Here is a 25,122-nt window from a genome sequence, read left to right as displayed (position 1 = left end):
TAAGGCCCTGAGACGGTACCGACTGCGATTTGCGATGTAAGCTTTTGTGGCAACACGACGATGTCATCCTGTTGCATGCTAAGTGCGAAAGCCCAGAGTTGTCCTGCGTAGTTACCAACGGCTCTAGGTTTCTCTTCTGGATATGCTTCCTTTAAGGCCCTGAGACGGTACCGACTGCGATTTGCGATGTAAGCTTTTGTGGCAACACGACGATGTCATCCTGTTGCATGCTAAGTGCGAAAGCCCAGAGTTGTCCTGCGTAGTTACCAACGGCTCTAGGTTTCTCTTCTGGATATGCTTCCTTTGCGATATTCTTAATCTCATCGTGGTTCTTTGCGCCTTTTAACGACCCTACTTGCCTAAATCCGACAATAGCACGATTGTTCTCCAGCGCGTAGGATTCGTCTTCACCAACTCGACCGGCTCGTGTGAGAAAAAGCTTTCGTTCGCCCTTCATACCTCGAGTCCTTTCCTTAAATTCCCATCCAGCAAACGTCCGCCATTTTAATCAAATCTAACATACCTGTCATGGTCTCTCTACTATGATTCAACCTCAGTATTTCATCGTAAAGAAATGACCAAAAAATATACCAAGATCGAAACTATTATGCAAGGTCAACAAATCCTCGTCAGGAGTTCGCAGATTCTCCCAGGTTGTTAGACCAGATGATAGCGTAGGTGACTATAAGTCATAACTTGACAATTTATGCAATTTGTATACCTTGTTGTAAAATAACTATGAAAAATGACGTCAAGGTATACAAATGACAATCTCCAGGATATTCAAACCGCCTAACAGAAGCTTCTTTCTTCTCGGACCGAGAGGTGTGGGCAAGAGCACTTATCTGCGGAGTGCATTCCCCTATGCCCATGTTATCGATTTGCTTTCGGAAGCTACCTATCACCGCCTGCTGGCGAATCCAGGACTCCTGGCCGCGGAGCTGCGCACCGTACCGGAAGATCGTTGGGTCATATTGGACGAAATACAGCGACTACCTTCCTTGCTGAACGAAGTGCATCGTTTCATTGAGGAGCGTAAGCTGCGGTTCGTCCTGTGCGGATCTAGCGCCAGGAAACTCAAGCGAGCCGGCGTGAATCTGCTGGCAGGTAGGGCATTGCGCCGCGCGATGCATCCTTTCGTACCGGAGGAACTGGGGCAACGTTTCGACCTCGAGGACGCACTGCGAAACGGGCTGTTGCCCATTGTATGGGACTCGGAGGACCGGTCGGAGACGCTCTCCGCTTACACGCAGATGTATCTCAGGGAAGAGATACAGTCCGAAGCACTGGTGCGCAACCTGCCCGGTTTCGCGCGTTTCCTTCCTGTTGCCGCGCTCTTTCACGGTCAGGTGCTGAACGCCAACAACATTGCCCGGGAAGCGCAGGTGACACGGCCGACAGTGAACAGTTACCTGGACATTCTTGAGGAGACGCTATTGTGCTTCCGATTGCCAGCGTTCGAAGCAAAACTGCGTGTGCGGGAAAGGAAGTTGCCCAAATGGTTCTGGTGCGATCCGGGCATAGTGCGTACCATGAAACACCAGAAGGGACCGGCTGCACCGGAAGAACGTGGTGTACTGTTTGAAGGGTTGGTCGCACAGTTGATCCGGTCGTACAAGGACTACCATGACCTATGCGACGAGTGGTACTACTGGGCGACGGCCATTCAGAACAGGACGGAAGTGGATTTCCTGCTTGAACGCGGAGGCGCGTTTGTGGCCATCGAAGTAAAATCCGGCAGCTCGTTCTCACGTTCCTGGTGCACAGGTTTGAGAGCGGTGGCCGACCTGGTCGGCCTTTGCCGGCGGATCATTGTCTATCCTGAAGGTCCCGAACTACGTACCGAGGACGGGATCGAGGTCCTGCCGTTCTCGGTTTTCTCTAACATGCTGGCTGATGACGATCTGTGGCCGTGACCTAAACAAAGGCCAAACCTCAAAACGCCGTTGTACGGTCCGTTATCGATTCTCCTGCCTTTTTTGTAGTTCCTGCCTTTCCGACTGATTTACCTCACACCTACCGCAAAAGCTCACCCGGAATCCTGGACCCCGGATATTCCGCCTCGAGGTCGCGCTCGGCGATGATGGCCGGCACCGGATCCGTCCAATAGGCCGGTACGGTGTCGGGTCGCCGGTGCCAGGCCAGTACCAGGGTGCGGCGCTCGTCGGTCAGGTTCCGATGTGCCGAGTGCAGCACACGGGCATCGGCCAGTACCAGGTCGCCGGCCTTGACGCAGACCTCGATCTGGTCGGGGTGGTCGCCGAACATGGTGGGATGGTCTTCGGCAATGAAGCGGGCGCCCTGTTCATGAGCCGGCACCAGTTGGTCGTGCAGCGGGATGCGCTTGAGGTGGGTGCCGGGAATGATCTTGAGGCATCCATTCTCACGCGATGTATCGCTCAGGTAATACGAAACGAAGATGATCTGCGGCCAGGGTGAGCAGCTCATCGGATCGTTCCACTGCATCCAGTCCTGGTGCCAGTACAGTGCCGGTTCTCCGGGATCCTTGGTGAGGAGGATGACACCACCGGTGCTGGCAAAGTCGCCCAGACCCATCTGTTCAAGGGCGTGCCGTGTGGCGGGCCAGTCGAGCAGCTTCTGAATGGTCGGGTTCTCGGTCCCTTGCGCGGTGACGTGCTGGCCCTGGTACCTGACATCCGGTGGCGGTACCCAGTCTTCCATCATGCGCTCGGTTTCGATGCGCAACTCCTGAAGGAAAGTACTGCCGAGGATATCGTCGACCACGCAGAATCCGTCGCGCATTAGCTGTTGGCGCTTTTCAATAGCTTGTTCGGGGGACATGGGATCCTCGTTAAAATGTGGTGAAGCCAGGTCGCCAAGTTATACGTGGCTGGAGCTAGCCTGTGGTCAGACCGCCCACGTTGCTGACTCGCATAAGTCACGATTCAGGAGACACCTATAGTCAGTGTAACCAGCCTCGGCCAGAACCTTCTTTGCTTTGCTCCGTTCTTCTCGGTCACAACGGGGATCGCGCATGTAAGTTACGTGGCGCAGCATCACGAGATGGTCCTCGTCTGGAATGTGCTCCCGCGCGCCTGCAATCACGAGAGCAAGATACCAGTCGTAGGGCTTGAGATCAGGTTTGGTAAACGTGGCCAGGTAGGTCGCCACTGGGACCATTTTGCCGCTTTCAGCCAGGCGAACGCAAAACGTGTTGCAACGTTCGTAGCCATACCCAACCCCTTCATACTTGTCGAGGCGGCAAACCTCCGAATCCGGGATCTCAAACAGCATGCCGGGAGTTTGGCAACCATTCTTCGGACTAAGCGTCGCTTTTCCGGAACAATCTTTACTGGGCTTACTGAATTTAACGATCCAGTCGTCGGCGTAGGCACGCTCCTTCGAAACCGCCCCCGGACAGCGTTTTTGCAGGCGCTTGGTCAGCATGTTCGAGCCATAAGCAAAGTAACATAACGGCATTGTTGGTCATCACTCCTTCATATATTATGATCGGCCAGCTCCTTCGGTAACAAGATACCTTTGTTGTATCCCTTCCCAGGAATACGGTAAACAAGGTATTCACAATGTATACACGAAACAAGTTCGTCTAGTGACCCAATCGTAGATTCCCACTACCGGGTTCGCTTTTTCCTCTCCTATTACGCCCGCAATATAACGCTCGCCCAATTCCGCTTAGTGAATCCGCACAACAGTCGCCTCAGTTACGCAAGTCCTGCACGAAAATCCCATTATCGCACGATTGTTTCCAGATTCGCTGCGTTTTCTACGACTGATTCGTAAAGGAGCGTTGGTCGCTCACATCGATTCGACATGCGATCGACTCGACGCTCGAATGAGACCATTCACCCGAACTGCAAGAGAGGAATCTGAACATGGAACTCGCTCAACTTCTCATATCGCCAGGCATGTTGCTGGCGGCCTTCATCTTCTTCTGGAAACAGAACAGAATCATCATCGACGAACTGAAGAGAGATATCGTGTCGCTGCGCGAGGAGATCAAATCCATCCGTGACGAAATGCACGACATGAATGGACGTCTCGGCCGCGTCGAGGGTCTGTTGATGACCCTGGACTTTGAAAAACTACGTAAGAAGTAGTCGAATTCCTTCTGGCGCCATGGCCGGGACGAGAATGGCTGGATCGATTGCCGAACTGAGTCCCTCACAAATAGGAGGTAAGACCATGGAGGTTGCACAGCTTCTTGTCACACCAACCACTTTAGTGATGGCATTCATCTTCTTCTGGAAGCAGGCCAAAACCGGCAGGGAAGAACTGAGGCGGGAATTGAAGGCAGATATGAGGGATTTGAAGTCAGAACTGAAAACAGATATGAAAGAACTGAAGGAAGAGTTAAAGGAAGAGATTGGGTCCGTGCGCACGGAAGTTTCCTCCATGCGGGAGGAAATGCACGACATGAACGGACGTCTCAGCCGCGTCGAAGGCCTGCTGATGACCTCCGACGTCGCACGATCGAACAAGGAGTAACGATAGTCAACTTGTAGCAAACAGTATAACGAAAATAACTGGAATAACCGCCGGACTGCGTCCTCTATCCAAGAAGGAGGAAAGACCATGATGGAACTTGCCCAGCTTCTCCTGACACCAGTTACACTGCTAACGGCCTTCATCTTCTTCTGGAAACAGACCAAGGCCATAAGTAACGAACTGAGACGGGAACTGAAGTCAGATATGAAGGAAATGAAGGAGGAGTTAAAGGGGGAGATCGCGTCCGTGCGTACGGAAGTTACCGCCATCCGGGAAGAAATACACGACATGAACGGGCGACTCGGCCGCGTCGAGGGGCTGCTGAAGATCACGGATTCCGGTTGATACCTGCGAACGGTCTCAACCTTCCGCCAGCTTTTTCTGGAGCAACTCGTTCACCATCTTCGGATTCGCCTTGCCCTGGGTCGCGCGCATGACCTGGCCCATGAAGAAGCCGAGGAGCTTGGTCTTGCCGGCCCGGTATTCGGCCACGTCGTCGGGATGTTCGGCGAGGATGCCGTCGACGACGCCTTCGAGTTCGCCAGTATCCGAGATCTGCACGAGGCCCTGTTCCTCGATGACCTTGGCCGGTGCCTTGCCGGTTTCGGCCATGATGTCGAGGACGTCCTTGCCGATCTTGCCGCTGATCTTGCCTTCCTTGATCTGTCCGAGGAGCTGGGCCAGGTGATCGGGCGGAATACGGGCTTCGAGGGTTCCCTGGTCCATGTGATTCTCGTGCTGGACGCGCAGGAGTTCACTGAGCATCCAGTTGCTGACGGTGCGCGCTTCGTCGGTCGCATGGGAGACGCATGCCTCGAAGAAGTCGGCCCGGGCCCGGTTCTCCGTCAGTTGCCGCGACATGTCCTGCGGCAGTCCGTATTCATCGACGAAGCGTTGCATGCGCACGTCGGGGAGTTCGGGCAGGTCCTCGCCGATCTCGTCCACCCAGGAATGGGCGATCTCGACGGTGACGAGGTCGGGGTCGGGAAAGTACCGATAGTCGTGAGCTTCCTCCTTCGACCGCATGGGGAAGGTCTCCCGTTTCTCCTCGTTCCACAATCGGGTCTGGCGCACGACGGTGCCGCCGTCATCGAGCAACTCGGACTGTCTGGCGATTTCGAACTCGAGCGCCCTTTCCATGGACCGCATGGAGTTCATGTTCTTGATCTCGACGAGTTCGCCCAGGGGATCGCCGGGCTTGCGGATAGACACATTGGCGTCGCAGCGCAGGCTGCCTTCATCCATGTTGCCGTCGCAGACGCCGATGTACTGCAGGATCTGCCGCAGCCGGGCGAGGTAGGCCGAGGCTTCGCGGGGGCTGCGGATGTCCGGTTCGCTGACGATCTCCATTAGGGGCACGCCCGTCCTATTGAAATCGATATAGCTCAGGTCGGGATCGTACCCGGGTTCGTTGTGGATGGATTTGCCGGCTTCCTCCTCCAGGTGGATCCGCCGGAGCCGGACGAACCGGGGGCCGTCTTCGCCCTCGATCTCGATGCCGCCGGCCAGGGAAATGGGCTCGCCTGCCCGGTCGTACTGCGAGATCTGGTAGCCCTTGGGCAGGTCGGGGTAGAAGTAGTTCTTGCGGGCGAAGGCGCTGGTTTCGGCTACGTGCCCATCCACCGCCAACGCCATGCGGATCGTGTATTCGACGGCGCGGCGGTTCAGGACGGGCAGGACGCCGGGCATGCCGAGACAGATGGGGCAGACGCGGGTATTCGGCTCACCGCCGAAGGCCACGGGGCATCCGCAGAAGATCTTCGAGTTGGTCAGGAGCTGGGCGTGCACTTCCAGCCCGATCACGGATTCGTAGTTCATCACTGCATCGCTCATGTCCGCGTCGCCTCCTCGAAGGCGTAGGCTGCTCGCAAAATCCGCTCCTCGCCGAAATGGGGGCCGATGATCTGCAGTCCGATGGGCATGCCGTCGGGATCCGTACCGCAGGGCAGGGAGATGGCCGGCACGCCGGCGAGGTTGATGGGCACGGTATATACGTCGGACAGGTACATCTGCAGCGGATCGTCGATCTTCTCGCCGATACGGAAGGCGGTGGTGGGCGTCGTGGGCGCCACCAGGAGATCGACCTTTTCGAAGGCCTGGTCGAAGTCGCCCTTGATGAGCGTGCGCACGCGCTGGGCCTTGTCGTAGTAGGCGTCGTAGTAGCCGGCGCTGAGCACGTAGGTACCGAGCATGATCCGGCGTTTCACCTCCAGGCCGAACCCCCCGCTGCGGGTCGATCCGTACATGTCGTCCAGCCGGTCTTCGGGCGCGAGCGCACCACCTGATCCTCCGGCCGGCGCATCAACGGCAGGCGCGGCGCCATCCTCACCCCGGTACCCGTACTTCACCCCGTCATATCGAGCCAGGTTGGAAGAGGCTTCCGCGGTGACCAGGATATAGTACGCGGCCACGGCGTATTCTGTGTGGGGCAGGTGGACGCTTTCCACGCGGGCACCGAGGGATTCCATGCGTTCGATCGCCCCGCTTACGCTTTCCTTCACGGACGGGTCGAGGCCCTCGGCCAGGTATTCTTCGGGAACGCCGATGCGCACCCCTTCGATGCCGCGCTTCAGGTCAGCCGCGTAATCCGGCACCGCTTCCGATGCCGACGTGGTGTCCATGGGGTCGTGGCCTGCGATGACGCCCAGTAGCCGCGCGCAGTCTTCCACGTTCCGGGCCATGGGACCAACCTGGTCGAAGGAGGATCCGTAGGCGATGATGCCGAAGCGGGAGACCCGTCCGTAGGTGGGCTTGAGTCCCACGATACCGCAGAAGGCCGCGGGCTGGCGGATCGAACCGCCCGTGTCCTCTCCCAGGGCCAGGACGGCCGTGCCCGCCGCCAGGGCCGCGGCGGAACCTCCGCTCGAGCCGCCCGGTACGCGAGAGGTGTCCACGGGGTTCCGGCAGACGTCGAATCCGGAGTTCTCGTTGGAGGACCCCATGCCGAACTGGTCCATGTTGGTCTTGCCGACGATCACGGCGTCCGCCGCGCGCAGCCGGGCGATGACGGTGGCGTCGTAGGGCGGCACGAATCCCTCGAGGATCCGGGAAGCGCAGGTGGTTTCCAGGCCCTTCGTGCAGATGGCGTCCTTGATCGCGATGGGCACGCCAGCCAGCGGTCCGGTCGTTTCGCCGGTGGCGATACAGCGGTCCACTTCCTGCGCGTCTTTAATCACCGAATCCGGGTCGACCGCGAGATAGGCGTTGATGGCGGGGTCTTTCTCTTCGATAAGGCGCAGGACTTCCCTGGCCACCTCTTCCGCGGTGACCTCGCCGGACTTGATTCGTGGCGCCAGTTCGTGGGCCGCCAGATCGTTTAAGTTTGCCACGCGTTACTCCAAATGCATAGTCGGCGTTTTTTACCGCGCGATCAACAGGGTCACACGGTGAGACTCCGTACCCGGCAGTTCCATAGGCGCCCCGTGCGCGTCCCGGTTCGTAAACGGATGGTGCAATACGATGTCCTGACGGCCGTCCCGGTTGAGGTCGGTCATCCACGCGAATTCCTCGTCATTGGGCAGTTCGATCGCCACCTTCTGTGGCTCGTCCGCAAACAGTCCAGGGGCAGGCACGCCCTCGTAGATATGCAGTTCCCGGTGGGTCCACTCGATCAGCAGGTCGGTACGGCCGTTTCCCGTCACGTCCCCAATGAACAGGTTCTTGTTGAACGCGCGCAAGTACTGTTCGCGGTCCCTTCGCTGTGCGTGTTTTCCGCCCTGGAGCACGACTTCCAGTGGAACCCAACCCGGCTCCCGCGGACTCGGGGCGCCGTCCAGTTGGATGCGACGCGTGACTGTAGCGCGGTCCGGGATGCGGCCGTCGCGCACGTGGTAGAAAGCGAGATTCAACCAGACGTCATCGCCCATGAAGCCCTTGATCCGCTTGAAAAGGCTGCCTTCGAGATACTTGTTCTCGATCGAGGTGACGACAAGGTCGCCTTCGCCGTCCCCATCAAGATCGCGGCGCTCCATGGCAAGTTGGACCTGGTTTTCGGTCTGAATCGATACATCCGGACTCGACGCGAATTGGATGAGGCTGCCTGGCCCACGAGTATCGGACCCGCGAGCGTCGGAACCGTCGCCACCAGTTCCGAGCGCGCCATCGGATTCACCCGTGCCATCAACTCCGCGCGCCCCAAAATACACTTCGTAAGCGGATCGTCTGTCCTTGATCCGTGCTCCCTCGAGGACGTAGGCCACCATGTCGGCGATGCCGTCGCTGTTCAGGTCGCCGAACGAGTGAAGCGCGCGGCCCGTCATTTCCCCCTCGGCAAGCGAGGTAACATCATCGGTATCGAAAGACACGTCGGTGGTGAAAATCAATGGTTCGGGGTCGTAGAGGCCCTGTTCGTCCTGTACATGCGCTTCGAAGTGGTTTCCGTTCCATGACACCAGGTCGACGCGGCCGTCGCCGTCACAGTCTAATTCGTGGATCCGGCTCACGCTCCAGGGGTCGAATCGATAACCGTCGGCACCGAGAATCGGGTCCAGGTTGGGTGGAGGACCGGTTACAACCGGATCGGCGAAAGCGCCGCCTTCCATCTGGATGAAAACATGGAATCCATTGTCGCCGGGAACGACCAGGTCGATCCGGCCGTCGCCGTTCACGTCCCGGGTGACGTCTACGTGCGGCACCTCACCCTCGCGAGGTGATTGGAAACCGGTCGCGGCGGGCGTTACAGCCGCGATGGCCGTGGTATTCGCGATGGACACGAGTTCATTCTCCGTGTCCGAACCGGGATTCCACACGTTGATCCGCCCGGGTTCGCCAGTAATCAGGCGATCTCGGCCATCAATGCGGGCCACGTCTACGAAGGTCACACCGGGACGCAGCCGCGTATCCATCCGCAGTGACCAGGTTCCCTTTGCCGGGGGCGACGTGCGCGCTTCAACCATCCCCGGTCCACCTTTATCGGATTTTTGTTCGAATGAATAGATACGCAGGCGTCGATCGCCGTCTTCGCCAATCTTCACCACGGCTAGATCCGCCATTTCACCACCCAGCAGGAATCCCGCCAGCACCGCCTGCCGGACCGCCGGACCGATGTCGATCTCGTGGCGGTCGAAAGTGTAACCGGCGGGTTGCGCGGCGGTGTCTGCCTGGCCGGCGAGAACATAGCCGCCCGTGAGAAACAACGCGACCGCCAACACGATCGGCAGCCGGACGAGCCCCACGATCGAACGCAGCTCTAGCCGCCTGTATGGCCGCCGTTGGTGCTTGTGTGTCGAGGGTAGAATACTGCGGAATGGATGGATGCCGCTGGAAAATGGTTTCGTCATCTCGTCAGTGTGCTAGTACCAGCGATAGTAATAGGTGGCGAAACCGATCCCGAGGAGGCTGATGACGTTCACCTTGACCGTGAAGCCGAAGGTGAGGGAGAGGATGACGAGCGGCAGCGTGGCGGGCGGGAAGGTGTAGACGAAGGCTTCCAGGAAAAACTTCTCCACCATGCTGCCGGGCATGAAGTGTCCGAACAGCAGTCCGATCAACTCACCGACCACTCCGCCGACGATGGCGCCTACCAGGATGTAGAACACCAGCAGGCCCATCCCTTTACGTTGTGCCATGGCCGGACTCCTTTACTCTTCCACGGACAACGCCATGTCCTCGTCGTGACGGACCATGTGGACGCCCCAGGCCGCGATGCCGGAGAGGATGTACAGCAGCACGATGGGGAAGATCGTGAGCTGCGGATTCCAGACCAGGGCCACCAGGGCCACGGCAATGGCGATCAGCTTCAGGATGGACCACTTGCTCTTGAAGGCGAGGGAAGGCAGGGTGCGGTAGGACAGGGGGCTGATCATGAGAATGGACAGCACGAGCATGAACCCCATGAACGGGCCTTCCAGGTGCAGTTCCTCCCACCGATCCCAGCAGAAGATGACGTAGGACGCCACGGCGATAGCCGCCACGGGAATCGGCAGGCCCATGAAGTTGTCCTTCTCCTGGTTGATCCGCTCGACGCGGCGCAGCGTCATCACGTTGTACCGGGCCAGGCGAATGGCGCCGCACATCAGGAAGAGCAGGCAGAGCACCCAGGTGATCTCGCCGAAAGGTTTCAGCGTATACACGAGGACCATGGGCGCGACCCCGAAGGAGATCACGTCCGCCAGGGAATCCAGTTCGATGCCGAACCGGGTCGCCCCCTGGCTGTAGCGCGCGACCTTGCCGTCGATGCTGTCCAGAAGGGCGGCGGCTATGATGAGCCATGGCGCGCGGCCGGGGTCGCCGGTCAGGGCGTTGAACCCGTCGATACAGTAGAAGATGGCGGAAACCCCGCAGAAGATGCTGCCCAGCGTGAACACGTTCGGTAACGCGACGCGCACCCAGTTTTTCATTGAAGTACTCCCAGTATCGTTTCACCGCCCCGGACCCGGTCTCCGTTCTTAACCCGGATTTCAGCGTCGGCCGGCACGATGACGTCTATCCTCGATCCGAAGCGTATCAGGCCGAACCGGTCGCCTATACACACCTCGTCGCCTTCGTTGACGTTGCAGACGATCCGCCGGGCCACGAAACCGACGATCTGCTTGATCAGGACGCGGCCCTTTTCCCCTTCGATGCCCAGGACCATCTGGGCGTTGTCGCCCGAGGCCTCGTCCTTGAAGGCGAGTTTGAACTTCCCTTCGATCCGCCGGCGCAATCTGACCACGCCGGTGATGGGAATCCGGTTGACGTGCACGTCCACGATGGACAGGAACACGCTGATCTGCGTGGCCGGTCCGCCGATGAAGGCGTCGTGCTCAATATTCTCGACGGTCACGACCTTGCCGTCGCCGCCGGAGATCACCAGTCCGTCGCCCGGCGGCACCTGCCTGGCCGGGTCACGGAAGAAGAACGCAACGAACAGGGCCAGACCGCAGAACACCCCCGCCAGTATGATCCAGATCGCACCGGGGGCCAGGTAGCCGATCACCACACTGACGGCCGCAAGCGCAGCCAGGGGGATGACCATGACCCAACCGTCACGTACCATTCAAATCCTCACAACTCGGCGATATGCAGGACCAGGGGCATGAGGCGGCCGTCCCGCTCGACCTCCAGTTCGATGGAATCGCCCACCAGGCTGCCGTACAGCGCTTCCCGCGCTTCGGGGTAGCTGGCGACCACTTCCCCGTTGATCTTCCTGATCACGTCCATGACCAGGATGCCGGCCTCGTCCGCCGGGCTGTCCGGATCGATCTCGTTCACCAGCACGCCCAGGCGGTTGTCGATGTTCAACTCCTGGGCCACGTATTCCGTGATGTCGATCACCGACAGGCCCGTCCATCCCCGTCTCGGTCCGCCGTACTGGATCAACTCGTCCGCGACGCGCCGGACCCGGTCGATGGGTATGGCGAAACCCACGCCCTCCGAGCCGCCGCTTTCGGACAGGATGAACGTGTTGATGCCGATGACCTCGCCGAAGGCGTTGACCAGCGGACCGCCGCTGTTGCCCGGATTGATGGTCGCGTCGGTCTGAATCATGTCCCGGTAGACCGTCCTCGACCCCTGCTGACGGCGGAAGTTCCGTCCCAGGGCGCTGACCACGCCGACCGCCACGGCCGGCTGGGCGTCCTCCACGGCCAAGCCCAGCGGATTGCCGATGGTAATGGCCCACTCGCCGGTCATGATGTCGTCGGACCGGCCCAACGCCGCCACCGGGATGTCTTCGCCTTCTACGTGGAGCACGGCCAGGTCCGACATGACGTCCACGCCCACCAGGGTGCAGGCCAGGCTTCGGCCGTCGGTCAGCACCGCCCGGATCCGCCGGGCCGTATAGTCGCCGAGCTGAACCACGTGGGCGTTGGTGACGATGTAGCCCGCTTCGTCGATAATTACGCCCGACCCCGTGTTCGGCTCTTCGCGGGTGTACAGCCGCGGCACCACAAAATGGCCGAAGAAGGGGTCGTCGAACATCGAGGAGAATCCGCGCCGCTGCATCTGGAACGTCGCGACGATGCTCACGACAGCCGGTCCCGCCCGTTCCACCGCGGATACGATGGATGTGCGCCGGGACGTGGTGATCGCTTCGTTTGCGGCGATCAGTCCCGCCGGCGAACGCCGGGATTCCGCGCGGGGATCCGCGATTCCGCCGGTCCCCGGCGTCCCGAAAGCACTGCTGCGCCCGGGCTGACCGGACGATGCCGGGCTTTCATGTATATACGTTTGCGTTGAATTCGCGTTCCCGGCCGCCGGTCCCCCGCTGAGCGTGCTCAGTGCTTCGGGATAGGCCACGACCAGGAAGACGATACCCAACAACGCGCCTACGAAGGCCGCCAGGATGTACCACACCGCCATCGGGGTCCGTCTGGCCGTCGCGTAGCCCGTATGGCGTTCTCCCAAGTTCTGCATCGATCGGCACCGGGCATCCGCACCGCAACCATGCAGGGCTGAACAACGCTGATTTCAGTCGGAAATGCCTGGAAAAGTCGTGTGTTTGAAAGACCCGGAAACACCATGCTCCAATCGGTTTTCCGGCTCCTGAAACAGTTACCTCATTATATGCGCGGAGGGGTATGGAGTCAATACCTTTTTCCGGGGTCCGCAGCGCCGTCAACCGCGTCGCGACCGGCATGATACCGCGCCACAGACCGGCACGATGCGCGGTATCCAAACCTGGCCGGCAACGGTGAAATATCCACGAGGTGCAAAATAAAAAAATCGCGAATTAACAAGGATTTAACCTCGGGGAAACACTTGCGAAACAATGACCGTGTACATTAAATTTGCTAGGTTGTTCCAGTGACTACGTGTACGAAGAGGTGCAAATCGACGCGGTGATCCGGCGGATCTGCCTGGTCCTTTCCGGGACCGGGTTCCCGGTCACCGATTCATCGGATAATCAACAGGGAGGAGCAATACTCGTGACCCCAATCGATGTAATTGCATTCGCAAGGGACCAGGGCGCGGAAATGGTCGACTTCCGGTTCATCGACGTACCGGGAACCTGGCAGCATTTCTCGGCGCCGATCGAAACGCTGGAAGAAGATACTTTCGAGGAAGGCGTCGGGTTCGACGGTTCGAGCGTCCGGGGATTCCAGACCATCGACAAGAGCGACATGATCCTGATCCCGGACCCGCTGTCGGCCAAGATCGATCCCTTCATGGAGGCGAAGACGCTGATCCTGGTCTGCAATGTCAAGGACCCGGTGACGCTTGAGATGTATACACGCGACCCGCGGTACGTCGCCCAGAAGGCCGAGGCCTACATGCAGTCCGTGGGCATCGCGGACACGGCCTACTTCGGTCCGGAAGCCGAGTTCTACATCTTCGACGACGTGCGGTTCGCCCAGAAGCCGAACGCCAGCTTCCACCGGATCGACGCCGGCGAGGGCTGGTGGAACACGGGACGCGCCGAGAGTCCCAACCTCGGCAACAAGATTCCCTATAAGCGCGGGTATTTCCCCGTGCCGCCGTCCGACACCCACCAGGACCTGCGCACGCGCATGGTGCTGACGCTCCGGAGCATGGGCATCGAGTCGGAAGTGCACCACCACGAGGTGGGCACGGCGGGGCAGGCCGAGATCGACATCCGCTTCAACACGCTGCTGCGCATGTCCGACGACCTGCTCATGTACAAGTACATCGTCAAGAACGTCGCCCGGCAGGCGGGCAAGACGGTGACCTTCATGCCGAAGCCGATCTTCGAGGACAACGGCTCGGGCATGCACGTGCACCAGAGCCTCTGGAAGGAAGGCAAGAACCTCTTCTTCGAGGCCGGCACGTACGCCGACCTGAGCGACATGGCCCGGCACTACATCGGCGGCCTGCTCCATCACTGCGCGTCCGTGCTGGCCTTCGCCGCGCCGACGACGAACTCCTACCGGAGGCTCGTCCCGGGTTACGAAGCGCCGATCAACCTGATCTACTCGCAGCGCAACCGAAGCGCCTGCGTGCGGATCCCCATGTATTCGAAGAGCGAGAAGGCCAAGCGGATCGAGTTCCGTACGCCGGATCCGGGCGCCAATCCCTATCTGGCGTTCACGGCCATGATGATGGCCGGCCTGGACGGTATCGAGAACCGGATCGAGCCGCCGGAGCCGATCGACCTCGACCTCTACGATCTCGAGCCGGAACAGGCCGCGGAAGTGTCCCACACCCCGCAGGACCTCGGCGAGGCGCTGGACGCCCTGGAGGACGATCACGAATACCTCCTCAAGGGCGACGTGTTCACGCCGGACCTGGTCGAGACCTATCTCGACTACAAGCGGGAGAACGAGCTGGACCAGATTCGCCTGCGTCCGCACCCGTGGGAGTTCGGTCTCTACTACGACATCTAGTCCGGATCGTAGTGCTGTAGCGTTTCATCGTAACGCGCGCCTCCTCCGTTTCGACGCGGGGAGGCGCGGTCTTTTTCAGGTCACGACCATGACGACCCTCACATTTGACCGCGGCGCGCTTTCCTCGCCGTTGCCGGCCGCGGTATCCGACCACCTGCGCACCTCCGGGTTCGAGCAGCCGGAAGACGCCTGGCGCATGCTGGGACAGATCGATGTGCGCCTGACCCCGCTGGGCGTGGGCGACACGGAGCACCTCATGCCCGCGCTGACCGAGGCGGCGGGCAGTTCACTGCAACCCGACCGGGCCCTCATCAGCATGCACGCGCTTATTACGCGAAGCGGCGATGCGCAGGTCCCGGCCCTGCTGGACCTGTTGGCCGCGCCTTCGGAATCCCGGGACGCGCTGCTCACGATCCTTTCGGCCAGCCCGTACCTCACCACGACGCTCGTCCAGGACGTGGGCTTCCTGCTCGACACTTTCGCGGGCGATGCGTGGCGCGCGCTGCAGCCGGCGGAGGAACTGGAAGAGGCACTGACGGGCATGCTCGACGGCGTGTCTACGCCGGACGAGGCCATGAAACCCCTGCGCACGTTCAAGCAGCAGGCCTACCTGCGCATCGCCGTGTGCGATCTGATGCGGCAGTCCGGTACGCCGGCGGTCCTGGAACGGCTCACGGACGTGGCCGATCTCTGCCTCCAGGCCGCCCACGATGTGTGCGGCGCGAAACTGCAGGCCCGTCACGGAAGGCCGATGCTCGAGGGATCGAAACCGAGCGGCTTCGCCGTCATCGGCATGGGGAAGCTGGGGGGCAGGGACCTGAACTTCAGCTCGGACATCGACCTGCTCTATGTCTACGACGTCACGAACGGGCGCACCGAGAAGGACGGGACCTCCACCTACGAGTACTACCCGAAACTCGCCCGGGCCATCACCGACCTCATCAGCCGGCTCACGCCGGACGGCCAGGTTTTCCGTGTCGACCTGCGCCTGCGACCGGAGGGGCGGGCTGGCGACATCGCAAACTCAATCGAAGGCTACCGCTGGCACTACGAGATCCAGGGACAGGCCTGGCAGCGCCAGGCGCTCCTGAAGGCCCGGCACTCGGCAGGGAGCAGGGAGGTCGGCGAACGGTTCCTCGACACGATCCAGCCCTTCGTGTTCTACCCCGCCCTCGACCAGCCGTTGATCCTGGAAGATATCAACCACATGCGGGAACGCATCGCGAAGGCGTTGATCGAACGGGGCAGCGGCGACTACCACGTCAAGCTGGGTAAGGGCGGCATCCGGGAGATCGAGTTCATCGCCCAGGGATTCCAGCTGGTGTACGGCGGGTTCCAGGGCTGGCCCTGGGAACGGGGCACCCGCAGAATGCTGGCCGCGCTGGCGGAAAAGGGGTATCTGTCCGATGAAGAGGCGTCCGACCTGGACGAAGCCTATCTCTTCCTGCGGGACCTGGAGAACCGCATCCAGATGACCTCGGGCCACCAGACCCACGAGATCCCCCGGGAACACGGCGCCCAGGCCGTCCTGGCCGGCATGATGGGGCTGTCCGGACCGACCCCCCGGGAACGGCAGGCCGGACCCGGACGAATGCTCGAAGCCTACGGGAAGCACACCGCACGCGTCCACCAGATCTACGACCGGGTCTTCCATTCGGCGATGTGACGGTACGATCGCCCGCCAATTCGAAAAAACCTACCAGAACAACCTCGTCGCCGGTGCTTATGGGTGAATGCCTATGAGCGAATCCAATCTCTCTTCACTGGTCGTCCGTGCCCAGACCGGCGACCGCGCAGCCTACGACGACATCGTCCTCCGGTTCCAGGACATGGCGGTGGGCTACGCCTCCGCCCTGCTGGGCGATTTCCACCTTGCCGAAGACGCCGCACAGGAGGCCTTCGTCGGCGCCTGGACCGAACTGCCGCGCCTGCACGAACCGGCTGCGTTTCCAGGATGGTTCAAGCGGATCGTCTTCATGCGCTGCAGCCGTGTATTGCGCAAGCGGCAACCCGTCGCGATCGAGCATGTTGCGGCCATCGAACACGCGGCGGCGGAAACGCTGGTGGCGGCTCAATCGCTGGCGACGGTGGGATCGCTGGTGACGGCCGACCCGGGAGAGGAACTGGAGTCGCGTGATGAGAAAACCCGGGTCATGGCCGCGATAGGCCGGTTGCCCGACGAAGAGCGCATGTCGGTCCTGCTGTTCTACATTTCGACGTATTCGCACCGGGAAGTCGGCTCGTTTCTGGGCCTGTCGGCGTCGACGGTCAACAACCGGCTGCGATCGGCTCGCAAACGGCTACGAAAGGAGATGTTGAAAATGGCTGAAAGGGAAATACCTGGACAGGCACCCTCGCGCGACGATCGCTTCGCGCAACGGATCGCAAGTCTGCTCCAGCCCGATGACCTGAAGACCGAACGCTACCAGTATGGGATCGAAGCCGTAGACGGCCACCAGGCCTGGGCGTTGTTTTGCGCCAGCGGAGCAGGCGACCTGGCGCGGGTCAGCGCGATGCTGGACCGCGACCCCAGGCTGGTCAATGCCCAGTACTGGTACCAGTTTCCCATCCACATGGCAGTGCGCGAGGGCCATGCCGAGGTGGTCCAACTGCTGTTGCAGGCCGGTGCCGACCCGGGCCAGTCGCGATATACGTACAATTCGTGGGACAAGCTGCTGGACATCTCGCAGGAGCGCGGCTTCAACAGCGTACAGGCGCTGCTCGAGGCGGCGATGCGGGAACGATTCGGGTACGATCCAGCTTTCGAGGAGCTGGCGGACGCGATAAAAAGCCGTGACCAGGCGCGTGTGGAGGTGGTGCTGGCCGCCCGGGCCAACTTGATACACGCATCAGACGCATTGGGCAACGGCCCCCTGCACTGGGCGGTGATCACGCGGCAGAACGACCTGGTGGATATCTTCGTTGCTCGGGGCGCCGACCTGGAAGCCCGCCGCGCCGACGGCCAGACCCCACTGCTGGTCTCACTCAACGGGGACTACTGGTTCCGATCGCGCGATCTGCCGACGGAGGCCCCGAAAGATACCTGGGTCATCACGCGGCACCTTCTCGCCTGCGGCGCGGAGTACGCCCTGAGCGTCGCCTGTGCGGCCGGCGATGAGAACCGGGTCGATGCGGTACTGGCGTCCAACCCGGTCCTGGCCCGCACGCTCGATGCCGGCAGACGCAGTCCGCTTGCCTATGCCGCCGGCAGGGGACACACACAGATCGTCGAAAAACTGCTGGACCTGGGTGCCGACCCCAACCTGCCGGAAGAAAACGCACCGCGCGGCGGAGCACTATTCGGCGCCTGCTCGGGCAACCACATTGAGACGGCGAAACTGCTGCTCGAACGCGGTGCCGATCCAAACGCCGAGGTGGACTCATCCGGATCTTGTTTGACTACTGTCGAGTACAATCATGGCACAGACGGCCATCGGATGCAGGCCATGTTGCACGAGTATGGCGCCGTGACGCCGCCCTTTGCCATGGTGGACGATTCGGAACTGGAACGGGCCGTGCGCGAGGGAGGAGCCGTCGTTTCGCATCCTCAGTTTCTGCATGAGTTAATGGGACGGAACAATGCCGAACTCATCAACGTCTTTCTGGAAAACACGCCGGACGTCGGCGATCTTTTCCGTCTGACGGACATATGGGGTGGAAACTACCCCTCGGATCCCGATATGATCCGCACCCTGGCCGGCCACGGCCTCGACCTGTGCCGCGCCAACTGGATCGGCCGGACCTTTCTGCACGGCTGTGCCGAAAAGGGCGATGTCGCGGCGGCTCGTGCTTTCCTGGAACTCGGTGCCGACATCGATGCGATCGAGCTCGAATACGGGGGAACACCCCTGGCGGCAGCGGCGCGCAGCGGGAAGGCGGAAATGGTGCGTTTCCTGCTGGACCAGGGCGCCGACCCGACCGTACCGGCCGAGTCGGTCTGGGCCCAACCGCTCTACGGTGCCGAGAAGGAAGGCCACGGGGACGTGGCGGCGCTGCTGCGCCAGCCTACGCCCAGGCCCGCTTGACGCTCGACGTGACCCAGTTGCTCAGGTCCTCGAAGATGGTGTAGACCGTCGGCAGCAGGATGAGCGTCAGGATGCCGGAAGTGGTCAGGCCGCCCACCAGGGCCAGGCTGACCGGGCCCCACTGGTTGGCGCCGCGGTCTTCCACGGGACCGAAGAACTCGGGGAAGAGGAGGGGGGCCACCATGGGCATCAGGCCGAAGATGGTCGTCAACGACGTCATCAGGATCGGCCGCAACCGGTGCCGGCCGCCCAGGAGCAGGGCCTCCGTGCGGGTCATCCCCTCCCGGCGCAAATGGTTCACGTGGTCGATGAGCACAATGGCATTGTTGACCGCCAGTCCGGATAGCACGATGACCCCGAGGTACGAGTTCGTGTTCAGCGTCGTCCCCGACAGGTAGAACACGATGAAGGCGCCCACCAGTCCGCAGAGCACCGACAACAGGATCGTGAAGGGCTGGATGAAGGACTCCGATATGGCCGCCATGATCAGGTAGATCAGGACCACGGACAGCATGATGGCGAAGAGGAACTCGCCCTGGGATTCCCGCATCATGTTGAAATTGCGCCCCATGCTCCACGAATAGCCCGGCGGCAGTTCGATGCTTTCCATCATCTCCGTCACCTGGGTGTTTATGGCACGCGTGCCCGGCCCTGTCGTATTTCCGCCTACTTCAACTTGCGATTCCCGGTCCTTCCGCTCGATGGCGTCGGGTCCCTTCTGCCTGGAGAAACTGGCCAGGTTCCCCACGGGGATCATGCCGCCTTCGGCCCGCTCGAACGTCATGTTCTGCAGCTTCTGCATGCTGGCGCGGTCCTCTTCCTCGAGGTGCAGCAGGATGTCCACCTCGCGGTCGTCGGCCTTGAATTTGCCCCTCGCCCGGCTGCTCAGCGCCGCCTGTACCGTACGTGCAGCCTGCCTCGGCGAGATCCCGTACGTCTGCGCCACGGCCCGGTCGACCTGTACTTGGATCTCTTCGTCGCCCCGCTCCAGGCTGGTATCCACGTCCTTGAGGCCCGGGATGACCTCCATCCGGGTCCGGATATCCTGGGCGATGTTGGAAAGCACCGCCATGTTGTCGCCCTTCAGCTCGACGTCCACACCCGACTGCCCGCCGCCGTAACGCCGCATGCGACCGGGTCTCCACTGTACGCCGGCGATTTCAGGCAGCGCCCTGGTGATCCGGGTCTGAAGCTGCGTGGCCGACTCCTGCCGCTCCTCCGGCGGAGTCAGCACGATGCGGATATTGGCCCGACGCAGGCTGCCGTAGGACGAAATGGATTCGATGTGGAAGTCCTCCTTGCGGTCCAGCAGGAGCGTCTCCACGTCCGTGAATACGGCCTTGACGTCCTCGATGTTGTAGCTGCCCGGCAGGTCCGCGGCTATCGCGATGTCCCGTGTCGGCGCCATGGGCTGGAACTCCGTCTCGATGTTCTGGTACAGCCAGTAGCTGCCGTAGAGGATCGCGGCGAAGGAAACTACCGTGACGAAGCGGTGCTTGAGGTTCCAGGCCAGGACCGTCGTGTACAAGCCCGACAGCCTCGCGAAGAACGCCGAGGGCTTGCCCAACGGCCGGTTGAACAGCCTCGACGATACCAGCGGTATGAGCGTAAGCGCGATGAAGACGGCCGCGACCATGACGATGCAGAAGGTGACGACGAAGTCCTTCATGAAGAGCATGAACCGGCTGCCGCCGCCCAGGAAGACCAGGGGCATGAACACGCAGAGGGTCGTCGCCGTGGCCGCGATGATGGCCATGGTTACCTCGCGGGTACCCACGACGGCCGCGATCCGAGCCGGCAGGTTGCCCTCCTGGCGATGCCGGTAGATGCTCTCGAGCACCACGACGGCCGCGTCCACGAGCATGCCTACCGCCAGCATCAGGCCCATGAGCGAGATCAGGTTGATGGAAACCGTGGACCCGGCGCCCTGGCGCAGCAGGTACATGAAGGTGAAGGTGCAGATGATCGATATGGGGATCGCCAGGCCGATGATCATGGTGCTCCGCACGTTCCGCAAGAAGAGGAACAGCACGATGACGGCCAGCATGCCGCCCAGCAGTCCCGTGTTCCGCAGGTCCGAAAGCCGGTCCGATATACTCTGCGACTGGTCGAAGAAGACCCGCGTTTCAAGGTCCGCGAACTGGGGCTGCGTCTCGAGTTCGTCCAGCACGGACTGGGTGCGCTGCGCTACGTCCACGATGTTGGCCGTAGACGTCTTGTACACCCGGATCGTGACTGCGTCGACCCCGTTCAGGCGCTGGAAACTGTTGTCTTCCGGATAGTCGTACTTTACCTCCGCCACGTCGCGAAGCGAAAGGGTCGTGCCCGGTATGGGCAGGTTCGCCACCTCTTCGGCGGCCCGGTACTCGTTCACGGAACGCACTGAGTACTTCTTCCCGCCCTCGGTGACGGTCCCGGCCGTCATGGTGACGTTGTTCTGCGTCAGGGTCTGGCTGAGATTGAATAGATCGAGGTTGTGGGATTGCAGCTTCTCGCTGTCCACGTGCACGAGCAACTGCTTGTCGATCATCCCGCTGATTTCAACGTTCGCCACGCCGTCCACGCGCTGGATGCGCGGCTGGATCACCTTGGTGACGATGTTGTAGAACTCGGCGGGGTCCCCATTCCATGCGACGCTGAAGTTGTAGATGGGCATATCGTTCGGGTTCCAGCGCCGGATGGTTATGCGTTCGACGTCGTCGGGCAGTTCACCCCGGACCTGGTCGATCCGGTCCCGGACCTCCATGGCCGCCATGTTCATGTCCGTCCCCGTCTCGAACTCGATGCGGACACGCGCGTTGTCGTCGTTGGAACGGGACTCCATGCTCTTCATGTTGCTCAGCGTGCCGAAGGCGTCCTCCAGCGGCCGCGTGATCAGCCGTTCCACTTCCTCGGGCGACGAGGAAGGATACGGCACGCTGACGTTCAGGGACGGGAAGGACATGTCCGGCAGGAACATCAGCGGCAGCTTGGTATAGGAAATCATACCCAGGGTGACGACACTGACGATGATCATGATCGTCGTCACCGGTCGGTTTACGGAAAATTCGGCGATGCTCATGCCTCTACCACCTCCTGGGACACCGGTTGCCCGGCGGTTCTTGTAAACAGCCCGTACACTCTTGCCATGGCCGACTCGATCGTCATGTAGATGAGCGGCACCAGGACCAGCGTCACCATCGTTCCGGCGATCAGGCCACCGATCACGGTGATGGCCATAGGCGCACGCAACTCGGCGCCTTCACCGACGCCGATGGCCATCGGAAGCAGGCCGAGGACCGTGGTCGCCGTCGTCATCATGATGGGCCAGAGGCGCGTCTGCGCCGCCTCGACAATGGCCTCCTGCAGTTCGGTGCCCCCGCGTCGCAACTGGTTGATATAATCCACCAGTACGATAGCGTTGTTCACCACGATCCCGGTGAGCATGATCACCCCGATCAGCACGACGACGCTGATCGTCTGGCCCGTGAGCACCAGCGTCGCGACGACGCCGATGATCGAGAAGGGGAAAGTGAACATGATCACGAAGGGATGGAGCAGCGATTCGAACTGGGACGCCATGACCAGGTAGACGAGAAAGATCGAGAGCAGAATGGCGAACTGCAGGCTCGCGAAGGCCACCTGCATTTCCTCGTTCTGCCCCTTGATGCCCACGACGAAATCGATGGGCAGCATGAAGCCGTCTATGATCCCCTGGATGTCTTCAGCCGCATCGCCGAGCGAACGGTCCGTAAGACCCGCGGACACGATGGCCACCCGCTGCTGGTTGACCCGCCGGATCTCGCTCGGACCCTGGGCGACGCGGACTTCCGCCACGGCCGCCAGCGGCACGGGCACCGTGCCCTCCGGGTTCACCACCAGCCGCCGGATGGCGTCCAGGCTCAGCCGGGTCTCGTCCTCCGCCCACACGCGGATGTCGATCTTCCGGTCGCGGCGGGTGAGCTCCGTGGCCACGTTGCCCTGGACCTTGTTCTGCACGATCTGCGTGACCGTGCCCAGGTTGAGCCCCAGGTTGGCGAGCTTCCGGCGGTCGAAAAGGATCTGCACTTCCGGGTTCCCGCCCTCCATGCTGGCTTTCACGTCGGTCAGGCCGGGTACCGTGGACATCTCCGCCGCGAGTTCCTCGGAGACTTCCGTGAGCCGGGTCAGGTTGTACCCGCTGACTTCCACCTCCACCGGGTTCTTGAAGCTGAAGAGCGCGGGACGGGCGAACTCGGGCGCCTCGATGCCCGGAATGGGCGCGAAGCTGTCCCGCAGGCGGTTCATGACGTCCTCTTCCACCGCGCCGCGAAGGCCCGGTTCCAGCCGGATGTGCAACTGCCCGATGTTTTCCCGCTCCTCGCCCGCGTTGCCGCCGGACTGGCCCATGGTTCCCGCCAGCACGTACACCGTGCTTACTTCAGGGTAGTCCCGGGCGATCGCCGACATGCGATTCAATGCGTCCTCGGTAACAGGCAGCGGCGTGCCCACGGGCAGCTTCACGTTGACGAAGAACTCGCCCTGGCTCATCTGGGGGATCAGCTCGATGCCGATCGTGGGGACAACATAGAGGGAACCCGCCAGCAGGGCGGTCCCGGTGAACAGCGTAAGCACGCGGTTGGCCAGGGCCCAGCGGAGGAAAGGCGGGTAGGCCCGGCGGATGACCGGGAAGATCCGGTCGAACACCCAGCCCGCTGGCCAGAGCAGGACGCGCACCAGTCCCCAGGCCGAGAAAAGCACCCACCTGACGAGGTAGAATACGCCGGTAATGATGTATCCCAGCCCACGGGAGAATGCGGTCCAGACGGTCCCGATCACGGACCGGATCTTTCCCATCGCCGTGGCCGGATCCTGCGCGGACAGGTCGTCCCCGTCATCCGCGAACGCATCCCGTTCGCGGTGCAGGATCGACGATATCACCGGGATCAGGGTTACGGCCACCAGGGTGGCCACGATAAGCGAAAAAGTAACGGCCAGCGCCAGGTCCCGGAACAACTGCCCGGCGATGCCTTCCACGAAGACGATAGGCACGAATACGCACACCGTGGTCAGCGTCGCGGCCACGACGGCCTGTCCGACCTCGGACGCGCCGAGGCGCACCCGTTCCGCAACGGGCTGGTCGCCCCCTCGCCTTCGGTGCCGGTCGATGCCTTCCAGGACCACGATGGAGTTGTCCACCAGCATCCCCACCCCCAGGGCCAGGCCGCCGAGGGACATGATGTTCAACGAGACGTCGAAGGCGTAGAGGAAGAAAAAGGTGGTGACCACCGAGATCGGGATGGACACGCCGATGATGAGACTGCTCGAGCTGCGCAGGAACAGGTACAGGACCAGGATGGCGAGGATACCGCCGTAAATGGCCGTCTTGAGCACCTCGTCCACCGACTGCTGGATGAAGATCGACTGGTCGAAGACGACTTCCAGGTTCACCCCGGAGGTGAGTCCCGCCACGGTCTCCCGCACCGAATCCAACCGGTCCTTGACCACGCGCCCCACCTGTATCGTATTGGTCCCGGCTTCCTTGTAGATGGCGATCTCGATGCTCTCCCGGCCGTCGATCCGCGCGGAAAGCTTGCGTTCCTTGTGACTTTTCGTCACCGAGGCGACGTCGGAAAGCAGGATGGGCACGGTGTTGACCTGCCCGACGATGATGTCGCCGATCTCGTCCACGGCCTGGAACTCGTTCAGGATGCGCACCAGGTATTCCGTCTCGCCGTCCTTAATGGTGCCGCCCGCGAGATTGACGTTCTCCTGCTCGAGCCGGGTGGCCACCTGGGTGATGGGTATGCCGAGGCTGGCCAGTCTGGACTCGTCCAGCTCCACGTGGATTTCCTCTTCCAGGCCGCCGCTGATCTTGACGGCGGCGACGCCCTCGAGGGCTTCCAGCTCGCGCTTGATCTCCTCTTCCGCCATGATCCGAAGGGCGGTGAGGCTTTCGTTGCCGGACAGCGCGATACGCAGGATCGGATCGAGGCTCGGGTCGAACCGGAGGAGGATGGGTTTCTCCGCCGCCTGGGGCAGGTTGAGCAGGTCGATTTTCTCCCGCACGTTCAGGCTGGCGAAATCCATGTTGGTGCCCCACTCGAACTCCAGGATGACGTCGGACCGCTCGGGGCGGGAAATGGAGCTGACGCGCACCACGCCGGTCACCACGCCCACCGCCTCTTCGATGGGCTCGGAAATGAGGTTCTCGATCTCGTTCGGCGCGGCGCCGACGTACTCGGTGCGCACCGTAAGGGTCGGGTACGTGATGTCCGGGAGCAGATTGATGGGCAGCCGCGAGAAGGCGATGGTACCGAAGAGCAGCATCGCCGTCATCAGCATGATGATCGTGACGGGCCTGCCGATGGAGAAACCGATGATTTTCATGAATCCTCTACCGTATTACC

19 protein-coding genes are annotated in these 25,122 nt (G+C 61.4%); 7 read left to right on the top strand and 12 right to left on the bottom strand.

Annotated features, from left to right (window positions below; genetic code table 11):
• Nucleotides 1-151 precede the first annotated feature (151 nt).
• Nucleotides 152-457, bottom strand: a complete 306-nt coding sequence (locus F4X08_04125; GenBank protein MYD24986.1) for a hypothetical protein — start codon at nucleotides 455-457, stop codon at nucleotides 152-154.
• Nucleotides 458-764: 307 nt separating this feature from the next.
• Here F4X08_04125 and F4X08_04120 point away from each other — a divergent pair, with 307 nt between their 5' ends.
• A complete protein-coding gene (locus F4X08_04120) occupies nucleotides 765-1,916 on the top strand; it encodes an ATP-binding protein (protein ID MYD24985.1) in 1,152 nt (383 codons plus the stop codon).
• A gap of 100 nt (nucleotides 1,917-2,016) precedes the next feature.
• On the opposite strand, the gene F4X08_04115 is transcribed toward F4X08_04120, so the two are convergent.
• Both F4X08_04115 and F4X08_04110 read right to left on the bottom strand, forming a co-directional pair.
• Nucleotides 2,017-2,802: a phytanoyl-CoA dioxygenase family protein gene (locus F4X08_04115; protein MYD24984.1), complete on the bottom strand. Its 786-nt coding sequence runs from the start codon at nucleotides 2,800-2,802 to the stop codon at nucleotides 2,017-2,019.
• Between the two features lie 66 nt (nucleotides 2,803-2,868).
• The gene (locus F4X08_04110; protein ID MYD24983.1) at nucleotides 2,869-3,441 is read right to left on the bottom strand and encodes a gamma-glutamylcyclotransferase; all 573 of its coding nucleotides are present in this window, start codon (nucleotides 3,439-3,441) and stop codon (nucleotides 2,869-2,871) included.
• A 413-nt stretch (nucleotides 3,442-3,854) separates the two neighbouring features.
• Between F4X08_04110 and F4X08_04105 the strand changes: the two genes are divergently transcribed.
• The 3 genes from F4X08_04105 to F4X08_04095 all read left to right on the top strand — a co-directional run bounded on the left by F4X08_04105 (nucleotide 3,855) and on the right by F4X08_04095 (nucleotide 4,812).
• A complete protein-coding gene (locus tag F4X08_04105; GenBank protein ID MYD24982.1) occupies nucleotides 3,855-4,079 on the top strand; it encodes a hypothetical protein in 225 nt (74 codons plus the stop codon).
• Nucleotides 4,080-4,164: 85 nt separating this feature from the next.
• Complete coding sequence (locus tag F4X08_04100; GenBank protein ID MYD24981.1) at nucleotides 4,165-4,467, top strand: hypothetical protein; 303 nt, start codon at nucleotides 4,165-4,167, stop codon at nucleotides 4,465-4,467.
• Nucleotides 4,468-4,554: 87 nt separating this feature from the next.
• Nucleotides 4,555-4,812 carry a hypothetical protein gene (locus F4X08_04095; protein ID MYD24980.1) on the top strand — a complete coding sequence of 86 codons (258 nt, stop codon included), beginning with the start codon at nucleotides 4,555-4,557 and terminating at the stop codon, nucleotides 4,810-4,812.
• A 15-nt stretch (nucleotides 4,813-4,827) separates the two neighbouring features.
• On the opposite strand, the gene gatB is transcribed toward F4X08_04095, so the two are convergent.
• Genes gatB through F4X08_04060 form a run of 7 tightly spaced genes read right to left on the bottom strand, consistent with a single transcriptional unit; the run spans nucleotide 4,828 to nucleotide 12,801 of the window.
• The gene (gene gatB / locus F4X08_04090) at nucleotides 4,828-6,285 is read right to left on the bottom strand and encodes an Asp-tRNA(Asn)/Glu-tRNA(Gln) amidotransferase subunit GatB (protein ID MYD24979.1); all 1,458 of its coding nucleotides are present in this window, start codon (nucleotides 6,283-6,285) and stop codon (nucleotides 4,828-4,830) included.
• 11 nt (nucleotides 6,286-6,296) lie between these two features.
• Complete coding sequence (gene gatA / locus F4X08_04085; protein ID MYD24978.1) at nucleotides 6,297-7,796, bottom strand: Asp-tRNA(Asn)/Glu-tRNA(Gln) amidotransferase subunit GatA; 1,500 nt, start codon at nucleotides 7,794-7,796, stop codon at nucleotides 6,297-6,299.
• A 30-nt stretch (nucleotides 7,797-7,826) separates the two neighbouring features.
• Entirely contained in the window at nucleotides 7,827-9,746 is a 1,920-nt protein-coding gene (locus F4X08_04080; GenBank protein MYD24977.1) for a VCBS repeat-containing protein, read from the bottom strand.
• 12 nt (nucleotides 9,747-9,758) lie between these two features.
• Nucleotides 9,759-10,034 carry a DUF4321 domain-containing protein gene (locus F4X08_04075; protein ID MYD24976.1) on the bottom strand — a complete coding sequence of 92 codons (276 nt, stop codon included), beginning with the start codon at nucleotides 10,032-10,034 and terminating at the stop codon, nucleotides 9,759-9,761.
• 12 nt (nucleotides 10,035-10,046) lie between these two features.
• Nucleotides 10,047-10,805, bottom strand: coding sequence for a CDP-diacylglycerol--serine O-phosphatidyltransferase (pssA, locus tag F4X08_04070; protein ID MYD24975.1), 759 nt, complete (start codon nucleotides 10,803-10,805; stop codon nucleotides 10,047-10,049).
• On the bottom strand, nucleotides 10,802-11,443 hold the full coding sequence (locus F4X08_04065) for a phosphatidylserine decarboxylase (protein MYD24974.1): 642 nt from the start codon (nucleotides 11,441-11,443) through the stop codon (nucleotides 10,802-10,804). Before F4X08_04065 ends, pssA begins: the two co-directional genes overlap by 4 nt.
• An 8-nt stretch (nucleotides 11,444-11,451) precedes the next feature.
• Nucleotides 11,452-12,801 (bottom strand): trypsin-like serine protease, encoded by a 1,350-nt coding sequence (locus tag F4X08_04060; GenBank protein ID MYD24973.1) that lies wholly within the window; start codon nucleotides 12,799-12,801, stop codon nucleotides 11,452-11,454.
• A 512-nt stretch (nucleotides 12,802-13,313) separates the two neighbouring features.
• Between F4X08_04060 and glnA the strand changes: the two genes are divergently transcribed.
• From glnA to F4X08_04045, 3 genes are all read left to right on the top strand, one after another.
• Nucleotides 13,314-14,729: a type I glutamate--ammonia ligase gene (gene glnA, locus F4X08_04055; GenBank protein MYD24972.1), complete on the top strand. Its 1,416-nt coding sequence runs from the start codon at nucleotides 13,314-13,316 to the stop codon at nucleotides 14,727-14,729.
• A gap of 88 nt (nucleotides 14,730-14,817) precedes the next feature.
• Complete coding sequence (locus tag F4X08_04050; GenBank protein MYD24971.1) at nucleotides 14,818-16,395, top strand: hypothetical protein; 1,578 nt, start codon at nucleotides 14,818-14,820, stop codon at nucleotides 16,393-16,395.
• A 67-nt stretch (nucleotides 16,396-16,462) separates the two neighbouring features.
• Nucleotides 16,463-18,754, top strand: coding sequence for a sigma-70 family RNA polymerase sigma factor (locus F4X08_04045; GenBank protein ID MYD24970.1), 2,292 nt, complete (start codon nucleotides 16,463-16,465; stop codon nucleotides 18,752-18,754).
• Here the strand turns inward: F4X08_04045 and F4X08_04040 are convergent.
• On the bottom strand, nucleotides 18,735-21,815 hold the full coding sequence (locus F4X08_04040; GenBank protein ID MYD24969.1) for an efflux RND transporter permease subunit: 3,081 nt from the start codon (nucleotides 21,813-21,815) through the stop codon (nucleotides 18,735-18,737). The two genes, F4X08_04045 and F4X08_04040, sit on opposite strands and share 20 nt — an antisense overlap.
• Entirely contained in the window at nucleotides 21,812-25,102 is a 3,291-nt protein-coding gene (locus F4X08_04035) for an efflux RND transporter permease subunit (GenBank protein MYD24968.1), read from the bottom strand. The genes F4X08_04040 and F4X08_04035 overlap by 4 nt, the downstream gene beginning before the upstream one ends.
• Nucleotides 25,103-25,122: the final 20 nt, after the last annotated feature.

The sequence above is a fragment of the Gemmatimonadota bacterium genome (assembly GCA_009841265.1).
In the GTDB taxonomy this organism is placed as follows: domain Bacteria; phylum JAAXHH01; class JAAXHH01; order JAAXHH01; family JAAXHH01; genus JAAXHH01.
Note: the sequence above shows the minus strand (reverse complement) of the source record. Positions and strands in the feature narration are given on the sequence as shown.

What these genes read in the sequence shown, in the direction of transcription:
- F4X08_04115 (MYD24984.1), bottom strand. Translation starts at nt 2,802, where the DNA reads ATGTCCCCCGAACAAGCTATTGAAAAGCGCCAACAGCTAATGCGCGAC.
- gatB (MYD24979.1), bottom strand. Translation starts at nt 6,285, where the DNA reads ATGAACTACGAATCCGTGATCGGGCTGGAAGTGCACGCCCAGCTCCTG.
- F4X08_04050 (MYD24971.1), top strand. Translation starts at nt 14,818, where the DNA reads ATGACGACCCTCACATTTGACCGCGGCGCGCTTTCCTCGCCGTTGCCG.
- F4X08_04105 (MYD24982.1), top strand. Translation starts at nt 3,855, where the DNA reads ATGGAACTCGCTCAACTTCTCATATCGCCAGGCATGTTGCTGGCGGCC.
- F4X08_04065 (MYD24974.1), bottom strand. Translation starts at nt 11,443, where the DNA reads ATGGTACGTGACGGTTGGGTCATGGTCATCCCCCTGGCTGCGCTTGCG.
- F4X08_04045 (MYD24970.1), top strand. Translation starts at nt 16,463, where the DNA reads ATGCCTATGAGCGAATCCAATCTCTCTTCACTGGTCGTCCGTGCCCAG.
- F4X08_04095 (MYD24980.1), top strand. Translation starts at nt 4,555, where the DNA reads ATGATGGAACTTGCCCAGCTTCTCCTGACACCAGTTACACTGCTAACG.
- F4X08_04110 (MYD24983.1), bottom strand. Translation starts at nt 3,441, where the DNA reads ATGCCGTTATGTTACTTTGCTTATGGCTCGAACATGCTGACCAAGCGC.
- F4X08_04100 (MYD24981.1), top strand. Translation starts at nt 4,165, where the DNA reads ATGGAGGTTGCACAGCTTCTTGTCACACCAACCACTTTAGTGATGGCA.
- F4X08_04120 (MYD24985.1), top strand. Translation starts at nt 765, where the DNA reads ATGACAATCTCCAGGATATTCAAACCGCCTAACAGAAGCTTCTTTCTT.
- F4X08_04035 (MYD24968.1), bottom strand. Translation starts at nt 25,102, where the DNA reads ATGAAAATCATCGGTTTCTCCATCGGCAGGCCCGTCACGATCATCATG.
- F4X08_04125 (MYD24986.1), bottom strand. Translation starts at nt 457, where the DNA reads ATGAAGGGCGAACGAAAGCTTTTTCTCACACGAGCCGGTCGAGTTGGT.
- F4X08_04075 (MYD24976.1), bottom strand. Translation starts at nt 10,034, where the DNA reads ATGGCACAACGTAAAGGGATGGGCCTGCTGGTGTTCTACATCCTGGTA.
- pssA (MYD24975.1), bottom strand. Translation starts at nt 10,805, where the DNA reads ATGAAAAACTGGGTGCGCGTCGCGTTACCGAACGTGTTCACGCTGGGC.
- F4X08_04080 (MYD24977.1), bottom strand. Translation starts at nt 9,746, where the DNA reads ATGACGAAACCATTTTCCAGCGGCATCCATCCATTCCGCAGTATTCTA.
- F4X08_04040 (MYD24969.1), bottom strand. Translation starts at nt 21,815, where the DNA reads ATGAGCATCGCCGAATTTTCCGTAAACCGACCGGTGACGACGATCATG.
- F4X08_04060 (MYD24973.1), bottom strand. Translation starts at nt 12,801, where the DNA reads ATGCAGAACTTGGGAGAACGCCATACGGGCTACGCGACGGCCAGACGG.